The following is a 15,183-nucleotide window of genomic DNA, read 5'->3' as shown; positions in this document are numbered from 1 at the left end:
ATCAAATAAGCCCTAATTTGGCTAGGCGTTCAATGGTTTCTTGCTGTGTTCGGATAAAGTGTTTGCGGTCAACGTCTGATTCCAGCATAGTATTAGCAGGGTAGAAGTGTGGCTGGCGGTAACTGTCGGCGTATAGCTCAAACCGCTGGCGTGAAAGTAAATTATTTAACCCTGGTCGATGGCGATCGCGTTTTAAGGCGGCTAAATCAATCTCTGCAAAGGCTGCCATGCTTTCACCAGAGCCTGTTTCAGCTAAAACTATCCCTCGATGATCAATGATTTTTGAGCCACCATCTACAGAAGCAATGGGAATCGGGCTATTAGCGATGCCTGCGGTATTGGCTGAAACTACGTAAGCCATATTTTCCACGGCGCGGGAGATTTTGGCAGCATCTTTCGGCGTGAGGTTCTTGCTATACACTTCCGATGTGGAATGCAGAAAAATCTCTGCTCCTCGCATTGCTAGACACCGGGCGACTTCTGGATACAAAATTTCTTCTGATGCCAAAGCGGCTAAATTACCAATTTCGGTTTTGGCTACGGGAAAAACGCCCTCTAACCCATAACAATCGAGATACTTATCCCAAACATCGTGGGGTGTGGGGGCAAACATCGAATTTAGCCGCCGATACCGCAAAATAACTGAGCCAGAAGGGTCAATTACAAAGCAGGTTTGGAAGTACAACCCCGGAAAATTGGCATCGAGTTCGTAGGCGTTACCAGCTAGAAAAATTCGATGTTTTTGAGCAATTTTACCGAGTGCTTCATACTCAGCACCTGCCATTTCTATACAGGCTTTTTCTGCCCACACTGCTAAAGATTCTCCTAAGGGAAAACCTGTGAGGAAATATTCTGGGAGGACAATTAAACGACAGTCAAAGCCGATAAAAGCAATGCTGGCGGCGATTTGTTGCCCTAAGCGGTGAATGGTATTTTGGATTAATGTCTGGGCTTGGGTGCGATCGCTTGCTTGATTCACTGCATGACTTGTGACTTGCAGGGCCAGGGCGCGGAATGAGTCTAAATGATCGGTGTTAGCTGACATACTGCTGTCTCCCAAGTTTCCTACTATTAATTCATAGGATACGATGGCCCACCGCCCAACTTAATCCCTCCCCAAAGCGATCGCACCAGTTTATCTGTCAATTCTCCTCCCAACAGTTGCACAGCCAACTTATTGCCAGGATCAGCTTCAGCACTGGTGCGACGTAGCCAAAAATCCCGCGCCGCTAAAGCCTCCCGCGCCTGGGATGGTACAGGTTCAGCTTCTTCTACCCAGATGAGCCAGCGATCTAGCATTTCGTGTGCTACTGTGCGAGTTAATTCGAGGGCATCCTCACTAGGGGCGCTGGTGTAGCACAGGCTAATCGGCGATTGAAACAGGCGGACATACACGCTTTTGCTAGTAAATGGCACAAGACGCTGATCGGCTTGCAACTTCAAAAATGTTTGGTTAACTGGCTCATAATAACGTTCCAGATAATCCAGATCGGTTAACATCTCAATCCGGGGAATATAATCCATGTAGAAGAAAAGATTCGGAACTGTGCCAAATTCAAATGCCAGATGGGGAACTTTAATATGTGGACCTAACCAGGTAGTAAGACGCATGGTATTAAAATTTAATTTTTCCGGGTTCCCCAGCCATGAATGCACCAGCCAATCAATTTCTTCTCCCGAAAAAGCGGTGAGAGAACCTCTGATTTTACCATCCAAACTGCTGTATTCTCTTAAATCTTGTGTCGAAGATTCTGGATTGAGGGAAAAACGAGCCTCCAGTTTCTGGCGGAGTTCATTGGTAATAGTCCACAACTGCTGAAATATATTTGGATCAGGTTGTTGCTCAAGCATTTTTACATCTGTTCCCTTTAGCTCAAATTTAATTAAATTCCTCACTTCAGCTAAGAGAATCCCACATTTTTTTGCTCCACGGCGTTAAAAATTGATACAGCGTTGCTGAAAACTCCGATGATTTGTGTTCTGGTGAGCCAAGTAGCTGTATTCTCAAAACAAGTCTGCATTTGCAAATAGCTTTATGTCTTCTGGCGAAAAACTGCGGCAGTTACTGACGCGTCCTGAAATTATCATCATTCCTGGGGTTTATGACTGTCTGGGTGCAAAGCTGGTGGAACAGCAAGGTTTTGATGTCGCCGCTACCAGTGGCTTTGGGATTGCTGCTTCTACACTGGGTTTACCAGATTACGGTTTTCTCACGGCGACGGAGAACCTCTACAGTGTGGGACGGATTGCTCAGTCAATAAATATACCCCTAATTGCCGATTTAGACACAGGCTATGGTAACGCCTTGAATGTGATTCGCACTATTAAAGATGCGGTGCAGTTGGGTTTGGCGGGAGTGATTTTGGAAGATCAGGAATGGCCGAAAAAGTGCGGACATTTTGAGGGGAAGCGAGTGATCCCAATGGCAGAACACGCAGGGAAAATCCGCGCCGCAGTAGAAACCCGTGGCGATGGCGGTTTGGTGATTATCGCCCGCACTGATGCCCGTGGGCCTCTCGGTTTAGAAGATGCGATCGCACGGGGAAAAGCCTACATCGCCGCCGGTGCCGATGTGCTGTTTATCGAAGCGCCCCAATCTGTTGCCGAATTGCAAATTATCGCCGCTACTTTCCCTGATATACCATTAGTAGCCAACATCGTTGAAGGTGGAAAAACTCCCGAAATTTCCCCAGCAGAATTACAAAATCTGGGTTTCAAAATTGTCTTTTTCCCGCTTACGGCATTGTTAGCCGTCACCCAAGTAATGAGCAATTGTTTCCGTCACCTCAAAGAACAGGGAACCACCGCTAATTTTCCCGGCTTAGTTAATTTCCCAGATTTCCAAAAACTCAACGGTGTTCCTGAATATCTGCAAATTGAGCAAAAATTTAAAGAATGAATTTTAGCTAACAATCAGTTAGGCTAATTAGTAACAGCAATCAGCCAAAGATTATGGTTAACTCTCCTCCCGTTTTAACAACTGTTTCTACTGATACTTGGGTAGAAGCGACTTGGGAAGATTTTCTGACTTTTGCCGATGATCCCACATTAGCAAATGGCAGATTTTATTATGATCAAGGCTACATGAGAATTGAAATGTTACCAATAGGCTCTGCACACAGCCAAGATAACTCCATCGTTTCCACTGTGATTATTTTGTATGCAGCCATCAAAAATATTCCCATTAAAGAGTTAACCAATCCGAGTTTGAGAAAAGTTGGTGTGCGGGAATCTCAGCCGGACATCGCTTTTTATATTGGTAAAAATCTCAGATTTCCGCCTCGGAATAATGCACCAGTCAACCTGAATGAACTAGATCCACCGAACCTAATTGTAGAAATTGCTGCTTCTTATTTAGAAGATGACACTACGCACAAACAAAAACTTTATCAACGTTTGGGAGTGGGGGAGTATTGGGTTATTGATGTAAATCAGAGTCAAGTGATTGCTTGCTGTTTATCTCCTGATGAAAGTATCCCCATTCGTGAATCTCTAGTTTTACCAGGCTTAGAAATTGACTTGGTGGAAGAAGCTCTTAAAAGATCGCAAACTGAAGATGATGGAGCAATTAGCCGTTGGTTATTGGCAACTTTTAGCAGATAAATTGATGATGATTGCTGAAATTGACTTTTTTTGAATTGGAGCGAAGCGACTTGACTCAATAACCAGGCTCCAGCTTCAGATTGATTTCTCGACTATGGTTAAACAACGATATAAATTTGCTATTGTAGGCAGCAATTTAAAAAGTAAATTGTAGCCAAATCTAAAATCTCAAACACCAAAATCAAGGTTGATGGCGTCCGAGAAGTTCAGCGATCGCTTTTGCTAAATCTTCAGGATCAACCGGCTTAGTAACGTGTTTTTGGAAACCAGCCGCCATTGCTTGTCTATAGTCAATTTCTCCAGCATAAGCGGTTAAGGCGATCGCTGGAATTTGCCCACCTCGTGCTGGGGGCAATTTTCTCACCCGGCGCAACAACATATAGCCATCGATTATCGGCATCCCAATATCACTTAACAAAATATCTGGCTGGGACTTAGCCAACGCGAACAGCGCTGCTTCTGCCGATGCAACCGCTTTGACAGTCGCGCCATACTCTTCCAGCATGAAACAAAAAAGCTCTCGCACATCAGCCTGATCATCTACAAGTAAGATTTGCACTCCAGAGAGTAATAAGTTTTTAGTGCATTGTTCTAAATTAGCAGGCTCAGGATTTGAACAAGGTAACTCAGAACTTTTGAGCAAAGGTAGCTTACAGGTAAAGGTTGCCCCTTGGTCTTTTCCGGGACTTTCCACCTGAACAGTACCACCGTGAAGTTCTACTAGATGACGGACAATTGCCAATCCGAGTCCTAATCCACCAAATACCCTGGTTGTTTTGGCATCTGCTTGGCGGAAGTATTCAAAGACGTGAGGCAAGAATTCTGGGGTGATGCCAAAGCCAGTATCAATCACCTGAATTTGTGCATCTAACCCAACGGTTTCTAAGCGTATTTCCACTTGTCCGCCTGTCGGAGTAAACTTCACAGCATTCGAGACTAGATTCCAGATTACCTGTTGCAAGCGATCGCCATCGCCCATCACCTGAATGATCTGATTACTCAGCAAGGTTTTTACTTGAATTGACTTAGCTTCTGCTGCCAAGCGTACTGTTTCTAGGGCGGCGATGATTGTGACTCGCAAATCTACCGCCCGGATATTGAGACTCAACTTACCTTGTAAAATTCGGGAAACATCTAGCAAATCTTCAATTAGTTGAGTTTGTAACTTGGCATTGCGTTCGATTGTTTCCAAAGCACGATCTACCGTAGCTTCGTCGTGCTTGCGGGTGCGGAGTAACTTAGCCCACCCCAAGATCGGATTCAGGGGAGTTCTCAGTTCGTGGGAAAGGACAGCGAGGAATTCATCTTTAATCCGATTCGCTGTCTCAGCTTCTGCCCGTGCGGCTTTTTCTGCCTCATAAAGTTGCGCGCGGGCGATCGCCAAAGCACACTGCTGCCCTAGAGTCAGCATAAATCCTCGGTCTTCTTGAGCAAATGCTTGAGCAGTGTTAAAGCTCAATGCTAATCCCCCAATTGTTTTTCCCTCGACTATCAGAGGAATACAAGCAAAGGCGCAATTTCCTGTTGTAGCTAGCGCATTCGCTAAATGGGGATATTTAGCAATAAAGGCGTCTACACTTTCGACAAAAATCGGCTGCCCAGTTCTTAAGGTTTCGGCGATCGGCACAGAGGCAGTAATCGGGAAACTTTTCCAGGTATCTAGGAGCAATTGCGGATAGCCAATAGCTTGCACAACCTTGATAGTAGCTCCTTCTTCAGCTAATAAAACAACAGAACCAGCGGTGGCTCCCAAAGCTCTAATTCCTTGGTTCACCACCACATCTGCCACTTGCTGAGAAGTCAATGCCTCGGAAAGCGCTGCGGTGATTTTTTGTAACCGCACCGTGCGATTAACAGCCCTCTCTGCTTCCTGCTTGGCCTGCTGAGTTTCCTGGTAGAGTCTAGCATTATCAATTGCTGTAGCAGCGCGACGGGCAATATCTTCTGCTAAAGCCAAGTCTGTCAATTCGTAGTGATGATCTGACTCGGCTGTGAAAAAACAAATTGCGCCGAATAGTTGCTCACGGGAACTGAGTGGAATCACCATCAGAGAGCGAATACCCAAGCTTCGCAGTAATTGCAGATGCTCCTCGTCTTGAGCCATCTGTTCTAGAATCGAGTCAGTTAATTCAGGATAAAAACCAGAGTTTTCTGGCTCTAACTTCCGCAAATAATCTTTGACCCCGATTTTTGGCGGATAACGCCGTCTAATTTCTTCTAAAGCCTTTCGTTTTCCGGGATCGGCAGTTACGAGGGCAATCTGTTGACTTGAGCCATCTTCCGGAAAAATATCGACAACGCACCAATCAGCCAGAGTCGGAACTACCAAGTTAGCCACATTTACCAAAGCAATTTCATAATCCAATGAGGTCGCTAGTAAAGTGCTGGCTTCAACTAAAAATTGTTGCTCGGCTTCAGCTCGTTTGCGTTCGTGCAACGCGGCTTGCCGTTCGCTAATATCTTCAATAATACCTACTGCATACTTTGCTTGCCCGTTAGCATCCCAAACCGCTGAAGAAGTCAAATTTACCCAAACGATGGAACCATCTTTGCGGATGTAGCGTTTCTCCAGAGAATAACCGCTAATTTCCTTTGCTAACACTCGTCGCCCATATTCCCAATCGGTTTCCAGGTCATTAGGGTGAGTAATTTCCTGGAACTTCATCTGAATTAATTCTTCATAGTTGTACCCAGTAATCTCGCATAGGGCGGGATTAATCTGGAGGAATCGCCCATCCAAGGCCACCAAGGCTATACCTACCGCTGCTTGATCGAACATTGCCCGGAACCTGGCTTCGCTTTCGCGCAGAGCAATTTCTACTCGCTTGCGTTCTGTGATGTCGAGAACAAAGAAAGTTCCTTGATCTACACTGTCTTCAAAATGGCTACCACCTAACAGAATCGGCAAGCGTGAGCCGTCTTTACGGATATATTCTTTTTCAAAAGGAGTAGAAAAGGAACTGTATTGAAGTTGAGTTAGCGCTTGCTCGTCAAGTGGCAGGTATTCTGGAGGAGTCAGGTCTTGCCAAGAAAGGTTGCTATTTATTAATTCTTCACGGGTATAACCCACCATACTCAGTAAAGCATCGTTAGCTTCTGTGATTCTGCCGTTTTTATCCCAAAAGCCAATACCAATCATGTTTGACTCGACGACACTGCGAAACTTCGCTTCGCTTTGCCGTAATGCTTGCTCAGTCAGCTTGAGTTGGGTAATATCCATTGCCGTGATCCCCACTCCCAGCAGTCGCCCATCTGGTAAACTCACTGGATAGTAGCTGACAAGTCCATAACGATAGACTTCTCCTGGAAAGGTTTCACCTCTCAATTCTTGATTGAGTAATGGCTCCCTAGTTTCCATTATTTGACGCAAAATCGGCTCAACTTGCGGTGCCCATTCCGGTAGCACCTCCCTCAGGGTAAAGCCGATGTGTTGACTTTGGGGTAAGCCATTGAGGGCAGCTAAAGCTTCATTCACATAAACGTAGCGCAGTTCTGTATCGAGAAAACCAAGGGCCACAGGCGAACTGGTAAGGCAAGCATTGAGTAAGGCTAGAGACTCGTCTTGGCGCTGAATAGCTGTTTCCAGTTCTTGACTTAACGTGGCTGTTTCTAGTTCTGCCTGCTTGCGCTCAGTCACATTTAAAGCTACACAGGTAATACCCTGGATGCGATCGCTTTCATCCCTGAACGGTTCAACTAACAAATCATAGAAACGGATTTGTCCTTCATTAATTAGACAAACTTCTTCACAAATGGAAATACCTGTTTCTATTACTCTTCGCTTAATTGCTGTTAGTTGCTCCAATCCTGAGGTTGAGAATAATTGATAGTCTGACTTACCCACCATTTCCCCAGCCAATTGCACACCCTGAGAATTATGAATCCAGTCATATCGTAAATCTCGATCTTGTTGAAACACCACAATATCTGAACTGGTTAATGCTAATCGAAATCGCTCCTCACTCACTTTTAGTTTCTGGAGATTCTTTTCAGCCCGTCGTTTAGCAGTTTTTAATTCTTCACATAAAATACTAAAGAGTAATCCCTGGGATGCAAACAACCCAATTCGCAGAAAATCGGGTAGGTCAACCAACAAGCTATATTTTGGTTCAACGAAGAAGAACCTGCTCACTAGTGTAGATAAGACAGTTGCTAACACCCCTGACTTCAACCCACCGTACCAACCACTCACCATGACAGCGCTAAAAAACAGCAGGAAAGGACTTTTGCTCATTCCCAGCCAGGGGTCTAGCAGCAGCATCACCAGGAGAATAGTTGTAACAATTAGTACAACAAATCCAGATCTTCGGAACTGAGAATGATTAATATAGCGCATGAAAATGATTGAGAATAGCTAATACTTCTTACCAAGACTGTATCTACCCTAAGCCTGTTTGCAGCTTTTCGGAATTTATCTTCAGATAGATTCTCATCAAAGATTAAAAAAATCTTTTGCTAAAAGGTAGTTCTTCGTTATTATGGTACTCTCGGCTATAATCTATGATTTATGATGTGGAGCTATAACAATTTCTGATTAATAACCGATATTAAGCATTGCTGAATTGACGGATGAACTTTCCTTTCTCCCTTTGCCTCTTTGCCACGAATGCGTAAGTTTATCATATCCTGAATCAGCAAGGCCAATTATTAAATTTACAGAACAGAAACTGCCCAATTTTTCAACAAAAATTAGTAGCTGGCATCTTGTCTAAGCAAGGATGAAGTGAGAGAAAAAATCTAAACTTATTACGCAGAGATATTTTTCAGTACTGCTACCAATTTCTCAATCTGCCCTAATTCATGCGTTGCCATCACAGAAATCCTGATCCGACTTGTAGGCACTGTGGGAGGACGAATTGCTGGGGCAAAAATCCCCGCTTCTCTTAACTGCTTCGCTGCCGTTAGTGCCGCTGTTGCACTTGGCAATTGCAAACATAATATAGGTGATTCTGTAGGCAGTAATTTAAGCTGAGGTAATTCTTTTATTAACTTTTTTAAATAATTCACATTCCGCCACAGTTGGGCGCGGCGTTGCGGTTCTGCTTGTACTATCTTGAATGCTGCTAAAGCTGCCGCTGTGTCAGGGGGTGAAAGGGCTGTGGTGTAAATCCAACTAGAGGCGCGATTCCGCAAAAAGTCAATTAGAGCAGCACTTGCCGCCACATAGCCGCCTAAACTACCCAAGGCTTTACTCAAGGTGCCAACTTGAATTAACTCTCTACCGGTACACCCGAAATGTTCAACACACCCAGCACCATTTTTGCCCAGTACTCCAGTACCATGAGCTTCATCGACTAGCAGCATACAGCTAAATTTTTCAGCTATATCTAACAGCGCACTTAAAGGACATAAATCGCCATCCATGCTGAAGACACTATCAGTAATTATTAAACAGCGTCGGTAATTTTGCCGCTGTTGAATTAAATTTTCTCTTAATACTGCAACATCGCAGTGGGGATATTCAATCAATGCTGCACCGCTGAGAATCGCCCCGCTTTTTAGGCTGGAATGATTGTACTGGTCAGATAAAATTAAATCACGCTTGCCTACTATGGCGGTAATTGCACCCAAATTGGCTAGATAGCCTGAACTAAATACTACAGCATCGTCAGTTTGTTTGGTAGATGCGATCGCCTTTTCTAATTCACTGTGTAACTCTCGGTGCCCACTGACTAACCGCGAACCAGTGCTACCAGTGCCAAATTCTTGAATAGCTGCTATTGCTGCTGTCAGCAAACGCTCATCCCCAGCCAATCCTAAATAGTCGTTACTGGCAAAATTAATTACCTCAACGCCTGCTACAAGCACCGTTGCCCCAGGGATACCGTGGATTGCTTGTACTGAACGATACCAGTTAGCCCGGTGAATAGTTGCCAGGGATGCTTCTATCCAAGCATAAGGATTGATCTTCATTGTTGCGCTTCAAGATTCAACTTCAGTGCTGCTAAGATGTGCGATCGCTTGTTTAATCCAATCTTCCACATAGGCATCTTTGGTTAATCCGATGTTTTCACTGACAACGTGCAGGGCGTGACTGACTTCATGGGCAGTATATCCCAAAGCAAAGAGAGTCATTTGCACTTCTTCTAAAATCCCTGGTGCTGGGCCACCAGTAGCGACGAAGAAGCCTGCTGATTTGCGCCACTCGATCAACTTGCTTTTCAGTTCCAAACAGATGCGTTCAGCGGTTTTCTTGCCCACACCAGGAGCTTGAATTAAAATTTGGGTATTAGCCGCAATAATTGCCTGGACTAAATCTGGCACTTCCAAAGTGTCCAAAAGTGCGATCGCCGAAGCTGCACCAATACCGCTGACAGTTAGTAAGTGACGAAATAAATCTCGTTCTGCTGGCGAAGCAAAGCCGTATAGCAACGGCACTTCTTCGCGAATTTGGTAATGGGTAAAAATTTGTACCTCTTGCCCAATCGTCGTTAATTGCCGGCCGAGTCGTTGGGGAATTTGTAAATCATACCCCATACTATTCACCTCTAAAGTCAGAATCGTGCGATTCGGACTAATGGTTTGGACGCCAGCGACAAGACCTTTAAGATAGCTGATCATTGTAAGAACCCAAAGTATTTCAATCCTTCAATAATTCCACCAGCACAAAAATTTTGTGCTAGGTAACGGTAGTCAGCGGGATAATCATTGTGCCACTGTAGTAACTCAGGGCGGGCGTTCCCGACAATGATTCCCCGTTCGTTGCCTACAGCGAATAAAGCAATATCATTACCCGAATCGCCACAAACAACAGTTTGCTCGGCTGCAAATTTCCACTTTCGACGCAGAAATTGCATTGCCTGACCTTTATCGCTGGTAAGGGGTACAATGTCAAGGTCAATACCGCTGCTATAGATTAACTTTATATTTAATTTAGATTTCTGCAACTCTGCCTCCAGTTGTGGTAAAACCCTGACAGATGCTTCCTGTTGGAGGAAAAAACTCACTTTGAAGGGACGTTGTTCTGAATCTGGTTGGCGAATTAACTCCCGAAACTGCTTAGTGATAGATAATACCAATTCCCGATTCCATCCAGGCGCGAGGATTTCTGCCCAACCAGCATCGGTTGTCTCACTACCATCAAGGTAGATTTCTGTACCCACAGACAGAACAAGAGCATCTGGTGTTAAAAGATTTTTTTCCTGTTGGATTTCGCGGTAGAGAATAGGCGATCGCCCAGTAGCATATACAATCTTAGTTCCATACTCTTGGCGATGCTGTTGGAGGCGATCGCTTAATTCTGCCAAAGCCAAGTCATCACCTACAAGGGTATGATCTAAATCAGTTACAAAAAGAAATCTAGTCACAGCAAACTCCTTTGTGAGGTGAACCAACAAAAAGTTTATGCTGTTTTTGTGATTATCTGTAAATCTGGGAAGATAGATTTTTACCTCACACACCAGAGGGAGGTAGACAAAAAAGTTATTCGTCTTTTAAAGTTTCAATCAACAAATCAACCTGCTGCTGTCGCTGCTGCAAAAAAGTTTCGCACTGACGCAAAGACTCAACAGCGGCAGCAAATTGCTCAAACACCTCTGCCAAATCCAACTCACCCGCCTCAATGCGAGCAATTATTTTCTCAATTTCCGCTACCTTCGCCTCATAACTCCCACCCACCAGAGAATCAGAATTAGAAGAACTACTACGTTTAACCATTCAAATCTTGGCGTCCTTGGCGTCTTGGCGGTTCGTTAACTTCCACAACCTTCACTTTAACCTCACCCTGTCCCAACTGAATCAGCAAATCATCCCCTACAGTTAATTCTGCCGCCGAACGTGCGATCGCGCCATTTTCTTGCCTCACCACCGCATAACCACGCTGTAACACCGCTTTCGGGTCAATGCTAGCCAACTTTTGCCGCAACAATTCCAAATGCTGACTTGCTTGTTGCGATCGCCCCATAGTCACTTGCAGTAAATGCTGACGCCGCCAACTTATTTTCTGTACCTCTTGCTGTACAAGCCTTTCTAACCCCAACCGCCGCAACCGGTGTTTTAACGATTGCAATTGGTTATCGGCAATTTCCCCAGACTCATGCACCGCCTCACGTAAAGCTGCAACTCGCTGCCGATGCTGATTATACAACTCCGACAACGCCGGCACAACCCTTTCCGCCGCTGCGGTAGGTGTATGTACAGAGACATCAGCAACTAAATCTGCCAAAGACTCATCTCGTTGATGACCGATACCACTAATTACAGGAATGGGACAATTGGCGATCGCCCTCACAACCCGTTCATCATTAAAGCAAGCCAACTCCTCAACCGCCCCACCGCCTCTAGATAAAATTAACACCTCGGCGCGACCATCTCTTTCTACCCGTTCAATCGCTTTCACAATCGATGCCGGTGCTAAGTCACCTTGGACAGTAGCGGGAGAAAATAAAATATGTATTCCAGGGTATCTGTGTTTGAGGGTTTTTTGAATATCACCCCAAGCAGCAGCAGTGGGAGAAGTGACCACAGCGATAATTTGGGGGTGAATCGGAAGCGATCGCTTTCTTTCTAAATCAAACAACCCCTCAGCCTCTAAACGTTTCTTCAATTGTTGATAGCGTAACGCCTGTAAACCAGCACCAGCAGGTAAAGCTTGCCACACCGTCAACTGATACTCACCCCGTTGCGGATACAACCGGATACTACCCAAAATAATTAACTGTTCACCGCGAATCGGTGTCTGCGCCAGTTTTGCCAATTGGCTATTCCACACCACACACTTAATTGTCGCCGTACCGTTAGGATCTTGCAGCGTGAAAAATAACCCACTGCGATGATTGTTAGCGCTGGAAACTTCCCCAGTCACCCAAATTTGCCGTAGGTGTTGATCTTCCTCCAACAGCAAGCGGATATAGTCAGTTAACCCAGCGACAGAAAGCGCCGTATCGGGAATCAGAGAATCAAAACTCATCAAAGATGCCTGAAAGCATTTGTGCTAAAGCGATTTTAGCATTTTTCATCAAAACCAAACTTTAGCCCAGTAAACGCTTTAATCTTTTATATATAGGAGTGAAAAAGAATGTAGAGACGTTGCATGCAACGTCTCTACAAGGGTTCTGGATAAAACATATTTAACATCGGTCGAGGTTTTTTGTAGACGACATAATTTGAGAAAATTAAGAACAGTTGCTAATTTATCGAGCCTCGCCATCAACTAAGAGACTTCCAATTAAAAAAATATCCAATCGGTAGGGACACAGCATTGCTGTGTCCCTACAAGTCTATGATTACTGGATAATTTATTTTTTGGTATTCCCTAAATGCTCCAATGCAGACGTAAAAGCCTCTGTACCAACCATTTTGGACTGACTCAAAGCCGTTTCAGCCGCTTGACCAAAAACCATATCCTCTAATTTTTGCAGCCGATTGAGTAATTTATGGTAGCTATCTGCGGAAATAATCACATGACTAGGACGTGATTGTTTGGTTAGTAGAACTGGCTCAATTGCAGCCTTGTCAAAAACCTCACCGTGTTTGTTGCGAGCATCTGTGAGAGTGTAGGTCTGCATAGTAGCTTTGACTATTTTAGACATCATGACTATATTTTAGCAGATGCAATGGGCTACGGTGGGGCGTAGGCGATGGCGCAAAGCGCCTGCTGGAAGCGATCGCATGACGGGCATTAAACCAAGGGTATCGCACCTTCAAATATGGGTTAACTTATCTATCTATCTATTGGATATAGTTTATTTGCTAATTCAAGGCATTTATCAACCGTAAATTCTACTACTTCTTCTGATTCATCTTTGACTTTTTTGTCTACAGAATAATCTCCATCTTACCTCAAGTGCAAACATACTGGGTTTTAATTCAATAAATCTCAGCTTTTTACCTTCAAATTCTTGATAGCTACTAGCAATAATTTTAGGATGTAATTCAACCTCTAAAGACTCTGGGTGAATACCCAATAAATCGAGATCAAATAAAGTATGTAAATCTGCTTTTAGGAGTAACCCATTATCTGGATGATTATCATCAGCACCGCGATATGGTGAGATATGAGCAGCTTCCAAAATATCAAGTAGGTTACAACCACTAATCATACATTGGTCGCCGTAGCGTTGACGCAACGCATTTCTAAATGGCGATTGTCCACGACGTTCTTTGATTTGTCTGAATACTATTTGCCGACTATCTTCTTTTGTGGGAACATATTCAGAGATATGATCCTTTTCTGCATCATGATCTTTGAGATAATCAAAATCTTCCAGATAATCAAAATCTTCGCTTAAATTAAGCAGTTTAGCGACTTCGGGCGCATTTTTGAGTAACATTCCTTTAATTTGCTGTAAATCAATGCAGTTAATTGACGACTGTCCGTTATATTTTGGACAGGCTTGTCGTAGCTCCTCAATCTTGACTGCTTTTTCTGCTGCTATAAATGTATTGCCAAAATCAGCAATGAATTTTTTGCAAGCTTTAGGCTTAATAATAGGTGTCTCAAATTCTTTACCACACATAATACAACGGAATACAGGCTTCTTTGTTATTCGTTTATTTATTTTTGTAGTCCCACATGCAGGACACTTTCCAAAATTTTAGACTTCTATTACTCCAATCTGGGTAAAGTCGCATTTTTCAGCTTAAAATTACTTAAGCCTTTTTTTACATAACCCAAACATGGATAATGCCAACCCAGAAACCCCTCCCTTATCCGGCAGAGAAATTTATCAAAAAATTTGTCACAACATTCAAAAAGTGATGAAAGGGCAATCAGCAGCCATTAGGAAGTTGCTGTCAGCCTTTGCTAGTGGTGGTCACGTCTTACTAGAAGACTATCCCGGAACCGGTAAAACAACCTTAGCCAAAGCCCTAGCATTCTCTGTAGATGTCACATTCAAGCGGATTCAATTTACACCAGATTTGTTGCCGTCGGACATCTTGGGCGTTTCCATGCTAGACCCCAATGCACGCACCTTTCATTTCCATGAAGGGCCGATATTTGCTCATATCGTCCTAGCTGACGAAATTAACCGCGCTTCACCCCGCACCCAGTCTGGCTTACTAGAAGCAATGGCAGAGTTTCAAGTCAGTATTGACGGGAACTTGCGAAAACTCAAAGACCCCTTCTTTGTAATCGCTACACAAAACCCAGTAGAATCCCGTGGTACTTACCCCCTACCAGAAGCTCAAATGGATAGATTTGCGCTTCAATTTAGCCTAGGCTACATATCCCCAGAAGACGAAATTAACCTGCTCTCAGACCAAATCGAGAAACATCCAATTGATACCATTCAACCATGCGTTGACTTACAACAAATAATCACCTTAAAACAGCAAGTCAAGCAAATCAGAATTAGTGAAGAATTGAAACGCTACCTTGTAGATATTGTTAATGCTACTCGTTCAGCCGAAGGTGTGCAATTAGGAGCTAGTCCCAGAGCTTCTATTACTTTAATGAAAATTTCTCAAGCTTTGGCTTTGTTTGATGGTTATGAATTTGTCACCCCAGAACACATCCAAGAACTAGCGGTATCAGTCATAGCTCATCGTTTAGTTATGGAACCTCAAGCGCGTTTCTCTGGAAGAACTGCTGAAAGCGTTATTGAAGATATTCTCAAATCTGTGCCAGTTCCTACCTAA

The 15,183-nt window shown here is 44.0% G+C and carries 13 protein-coding genes; 3 read left to right on the top strand and 10 right to left on the bottom strand.

Annotated elements, in window-relative coordinates:
* Position 1: 1 nt before the first annotated feature.
* Positions 2-1,045: a nitrilase-related carbon-nitrogen hydrolase gene (locus CYLST_RS02835; RefSeq protein ID WP_015206191.1), complete on the bottom strand. Its 1,044-nt coding sequence runs from the start codon at positions 1,043-1,045 to the stop codon at positions 2-4.
* A 26-nt stretch (positions 1,046-1,071) separates the two neighbouring features.
* A complete protein-coding gene (locus CYLST_RS02830; protein ID WP_015206190.1) occupies positions 1,072-1,851 on the bottom strand; it encodes a Red chlorophyll catabolite reductase (RCC reductase) in 780 nt (259 codons plus the stop codon).
* 184 nt (positions 1,852-2,035) lie between these two features.
* Between CYLST_RS02830 and CYLST_RS02825 the strand changes: the two genes are divergently transcribed.
* Complete coding sequence (locus CYLST_RS02825) at positions 2,036-2,899, top strand: isocitrate lyase/PEP mutase family protein (RefSeq protein ID WP_015206189.1); 864 nt, start codon at positions 2,036-2,038, stop codon at positions 2,897-2,899.
* Between the two features lie 53 nt (positions 2,900-2,952).
* Positions 2,953-3,603, top strand: coding sequence for a Uma2 family endonuclease (locus tag CYLST_RS02820; RefSeq protein ID WP_015206188.1), 651 nt, complete (start codon positions 2,953-2,955; stop codon positions 3,601-3,603).
* A gap of 181 nt (positions 3,604-3,784) precedes the next feature.
* Here the strand turns inward: CYLST_RS02820 and CYLST_RS02815 are convergent, their stop codons facing one another.
* From CYLST_RS02815 to CYLST_RS32120, 8 genes are all read right to left on the bottom strand, one after another.
* A complete protein-coding gene (locus CYLST_RS02815; RefSeq protein ID WP_015206187.1) occupies positions 3,785-7,939 on the bottom strand; it encodes a PAS domain S-box protein in 4,155 nt (1,384 codons plus the stop codon).
* 410 nt (positions 7,940-8,349) lie between these two features.
* Positions 8,350-9,516 (bottom strand): 8-amino-7-oxononanoate synthase, encoded by a 1,167-nt coding sequence (gene bioF / locus CYLST_RS02810; RefSeq protein ID WP_015206186.1) that lies wholly within the window; start codon positions 9,514-9,516, stop codon positions 8,350-8,352.
* A 9-nt stretch (positions 9,517-9,525) separates the two neighbouring features.
* Positions 9,526-10,164, bottom strand: coding sequence for a Holliday junction branch migration protein RuvA (gene ruvA / locus CYLST_RS02805; RefSeq protein ID WP_015206185.1), 639 nt, complete (start codon positions 10,162-10,164; stop codon positions 9,526-9,528).
* The gene (locus CYLST_RS02800; protein WP_015206184.1) at positions 10,161-10,910 is read right to left on the bottom strand and encodes a sucrose-phosphate phosphatase; all 750 of its coding nucleotides are present in this window, start codon (positions 10,908-10,910) and stop codon (positions 10,161-10,163) included. Before CYLST_RS02800 ends, ruvA begins: the two co-directional genes overlap by 4 nt.
* 115 nt (positions 10,911-11,025) lie before the next feature.
* A complete protein-coding gene (gene xseB, locus CYLST_RS02795) occupies positions 11,026-11,259 on the bottom strand; it encodes an exodeoxyribonuclease VII small subunit (RefSeq protein ID WP_015206183.1) in 234 nt (77 codons plus the stop codon).
* On the bottom strand, positions 11,252-12,511 hold the full coding sequence (gene xseA, locus CYLST_RS02790; RefSeq protein ID WP_015206182.1) for an exodeoxyribonuclease VII large subunit: 1,260 nt from the start codon (positions 12,509-12,511) through the stop codon (positions 11,252-11,254). The genes xseB and xseA overlap by 8 nt, the downstream gene beginning before the upstream one ends.
* 328 nt (positions 12,512-12,839) lie before the next feature.
* Positions 12,840-13,136 carry a type II toxin-antitoxin system Phd/YefM family antitoxin gene (locus CYLST_RS02785; protein ID WP_245587459.1) on the bottom strand — a complete coding sequence of 99 codons (297 nt, stop codon included), beginning with the start codon at positions 13,134-13,136 and terminating at the stop codon, positions 12,840-12,842.
* Positions 13,137-13,340: 204 nt separating this feature from the next.
* Complete coding sequence (locus CYLST_RS32120; RefSeq protein ID WP_015206180.1) at positions 13,341-14,060, bottom strand: HNH endonuclease; 720 nt, start codon at positions 14,058-14,060, stop codon at positions 13,341-13,343.
* Positions 14,061-14,220: 160 nt separating this feature from the next.
* Between CYLST_RS32120 and CYLST_RS02775 the strand changes: the two genes are divergently transcribed.
* Positions 14,221-15,183 carry an AAA family ATPase gene (locus tag CYLST_RS02775; RefSeq protein WP_015206179.1) on the top strand — a complete coding sequence of 321 codons (963 nt, stop codon included), beginning with the start codon at positions 14,221-14,223 and terminating at the stop codon, positions 15,181-15,183.

Source organism: Cylindrospermum stagnale PCC 7417 (assembly GCF_000317535.1).
GTDB classification, from domain to species: Bacteria; Cyanobacteriota; Cyanobacteriia; order Cyanobacteriales; family Nostocaceae; genus Cylindrospermum; species Cylindrospermum stagnale.
This window is presented reverse-complemented; position numbering and strand designations above follow the sequence as displayed.

Coding starts and splice junctions, on each gene's coding strand:
- CYLST_RS02835 (WP_015206191.1), bottom strand. CDS start 1,045: ATGTCAGCTAACACCGATCATTTAGACTCATTCCGCGCCCTGGCCCTG.
- CYLST_RS02830 (WP_015206190.1), bottom strand. CDS start 1,851: ATGCTTGAGCAACAACCTGATCCAAATATATTTCAGCAGTTGTGGACT.
- CYLST_RS02825 (WP_015206189.1), top strand. CDS start 2,036: ATGTCTTCTGGCGAAAAACTGCGGCAGTTACTGACGCGTCCTGAAATT.
- CYLST_RS02820 (WP_015206188.1), top strand. CDS start 2,953: ATGGTTAACTCTCCTCCCGTTTTAACAACTGTTTCTACTGATACTTGG.
- CYLST_RS02815 (WP_015206187.1), bottom strand. CDS start 7,939: ATGCGCTATATTAATCATTCTCAGTTCCGAAGATCTGGATTTGTTGTA.
- bioF (WP_015206186.1), bottom strand. CDS start 9,516: ATGAAGATCAATCCTTATGCTTGGATAGAAGCATCCCTGGCAACTATT.
- ruvA (WP_015206185.1), bottom strand. CDS start 10,164: ATGATCAGCTATCTTAAAGGTCTTGTCGCTGGCGTCCAAACCATTAGT.
- xseB (WP_015206183.1), bottom strand. CDS start 11,259: ATGGTTAAACGTAGTAGTTCTTCTAATTCTGATTCTCTGGTGGGTGGG.
- xseA (WP_015206182.1), bottom strand. CDS start 12,511: ATGAGTTTTGATTCTCTGATTCCCGATACGGCGCTTTCTGTCGCTGGG.
- CYLST_RS02785 (WP_245587459.1), bottom strand. CDS start 13,136: ATGATGTCTAAAATAGTCAAAGCTACTATGCAGACCTACACTCTCACA.
- CYLST_RS32120 (WP_015206180.1), bottom strand. CDS start 14,060: ATGTGTGGTAAAGAATTTGAGACACCTATTATTAAGCCTAAAGCTTGC.
- CYLST_RS02775 (WP_015206179.1), top strand. CDS start 14,221: ATGGATAATGCCAACCCAGAAACCCCTCCCTTATCCGGCAGAGAAATT.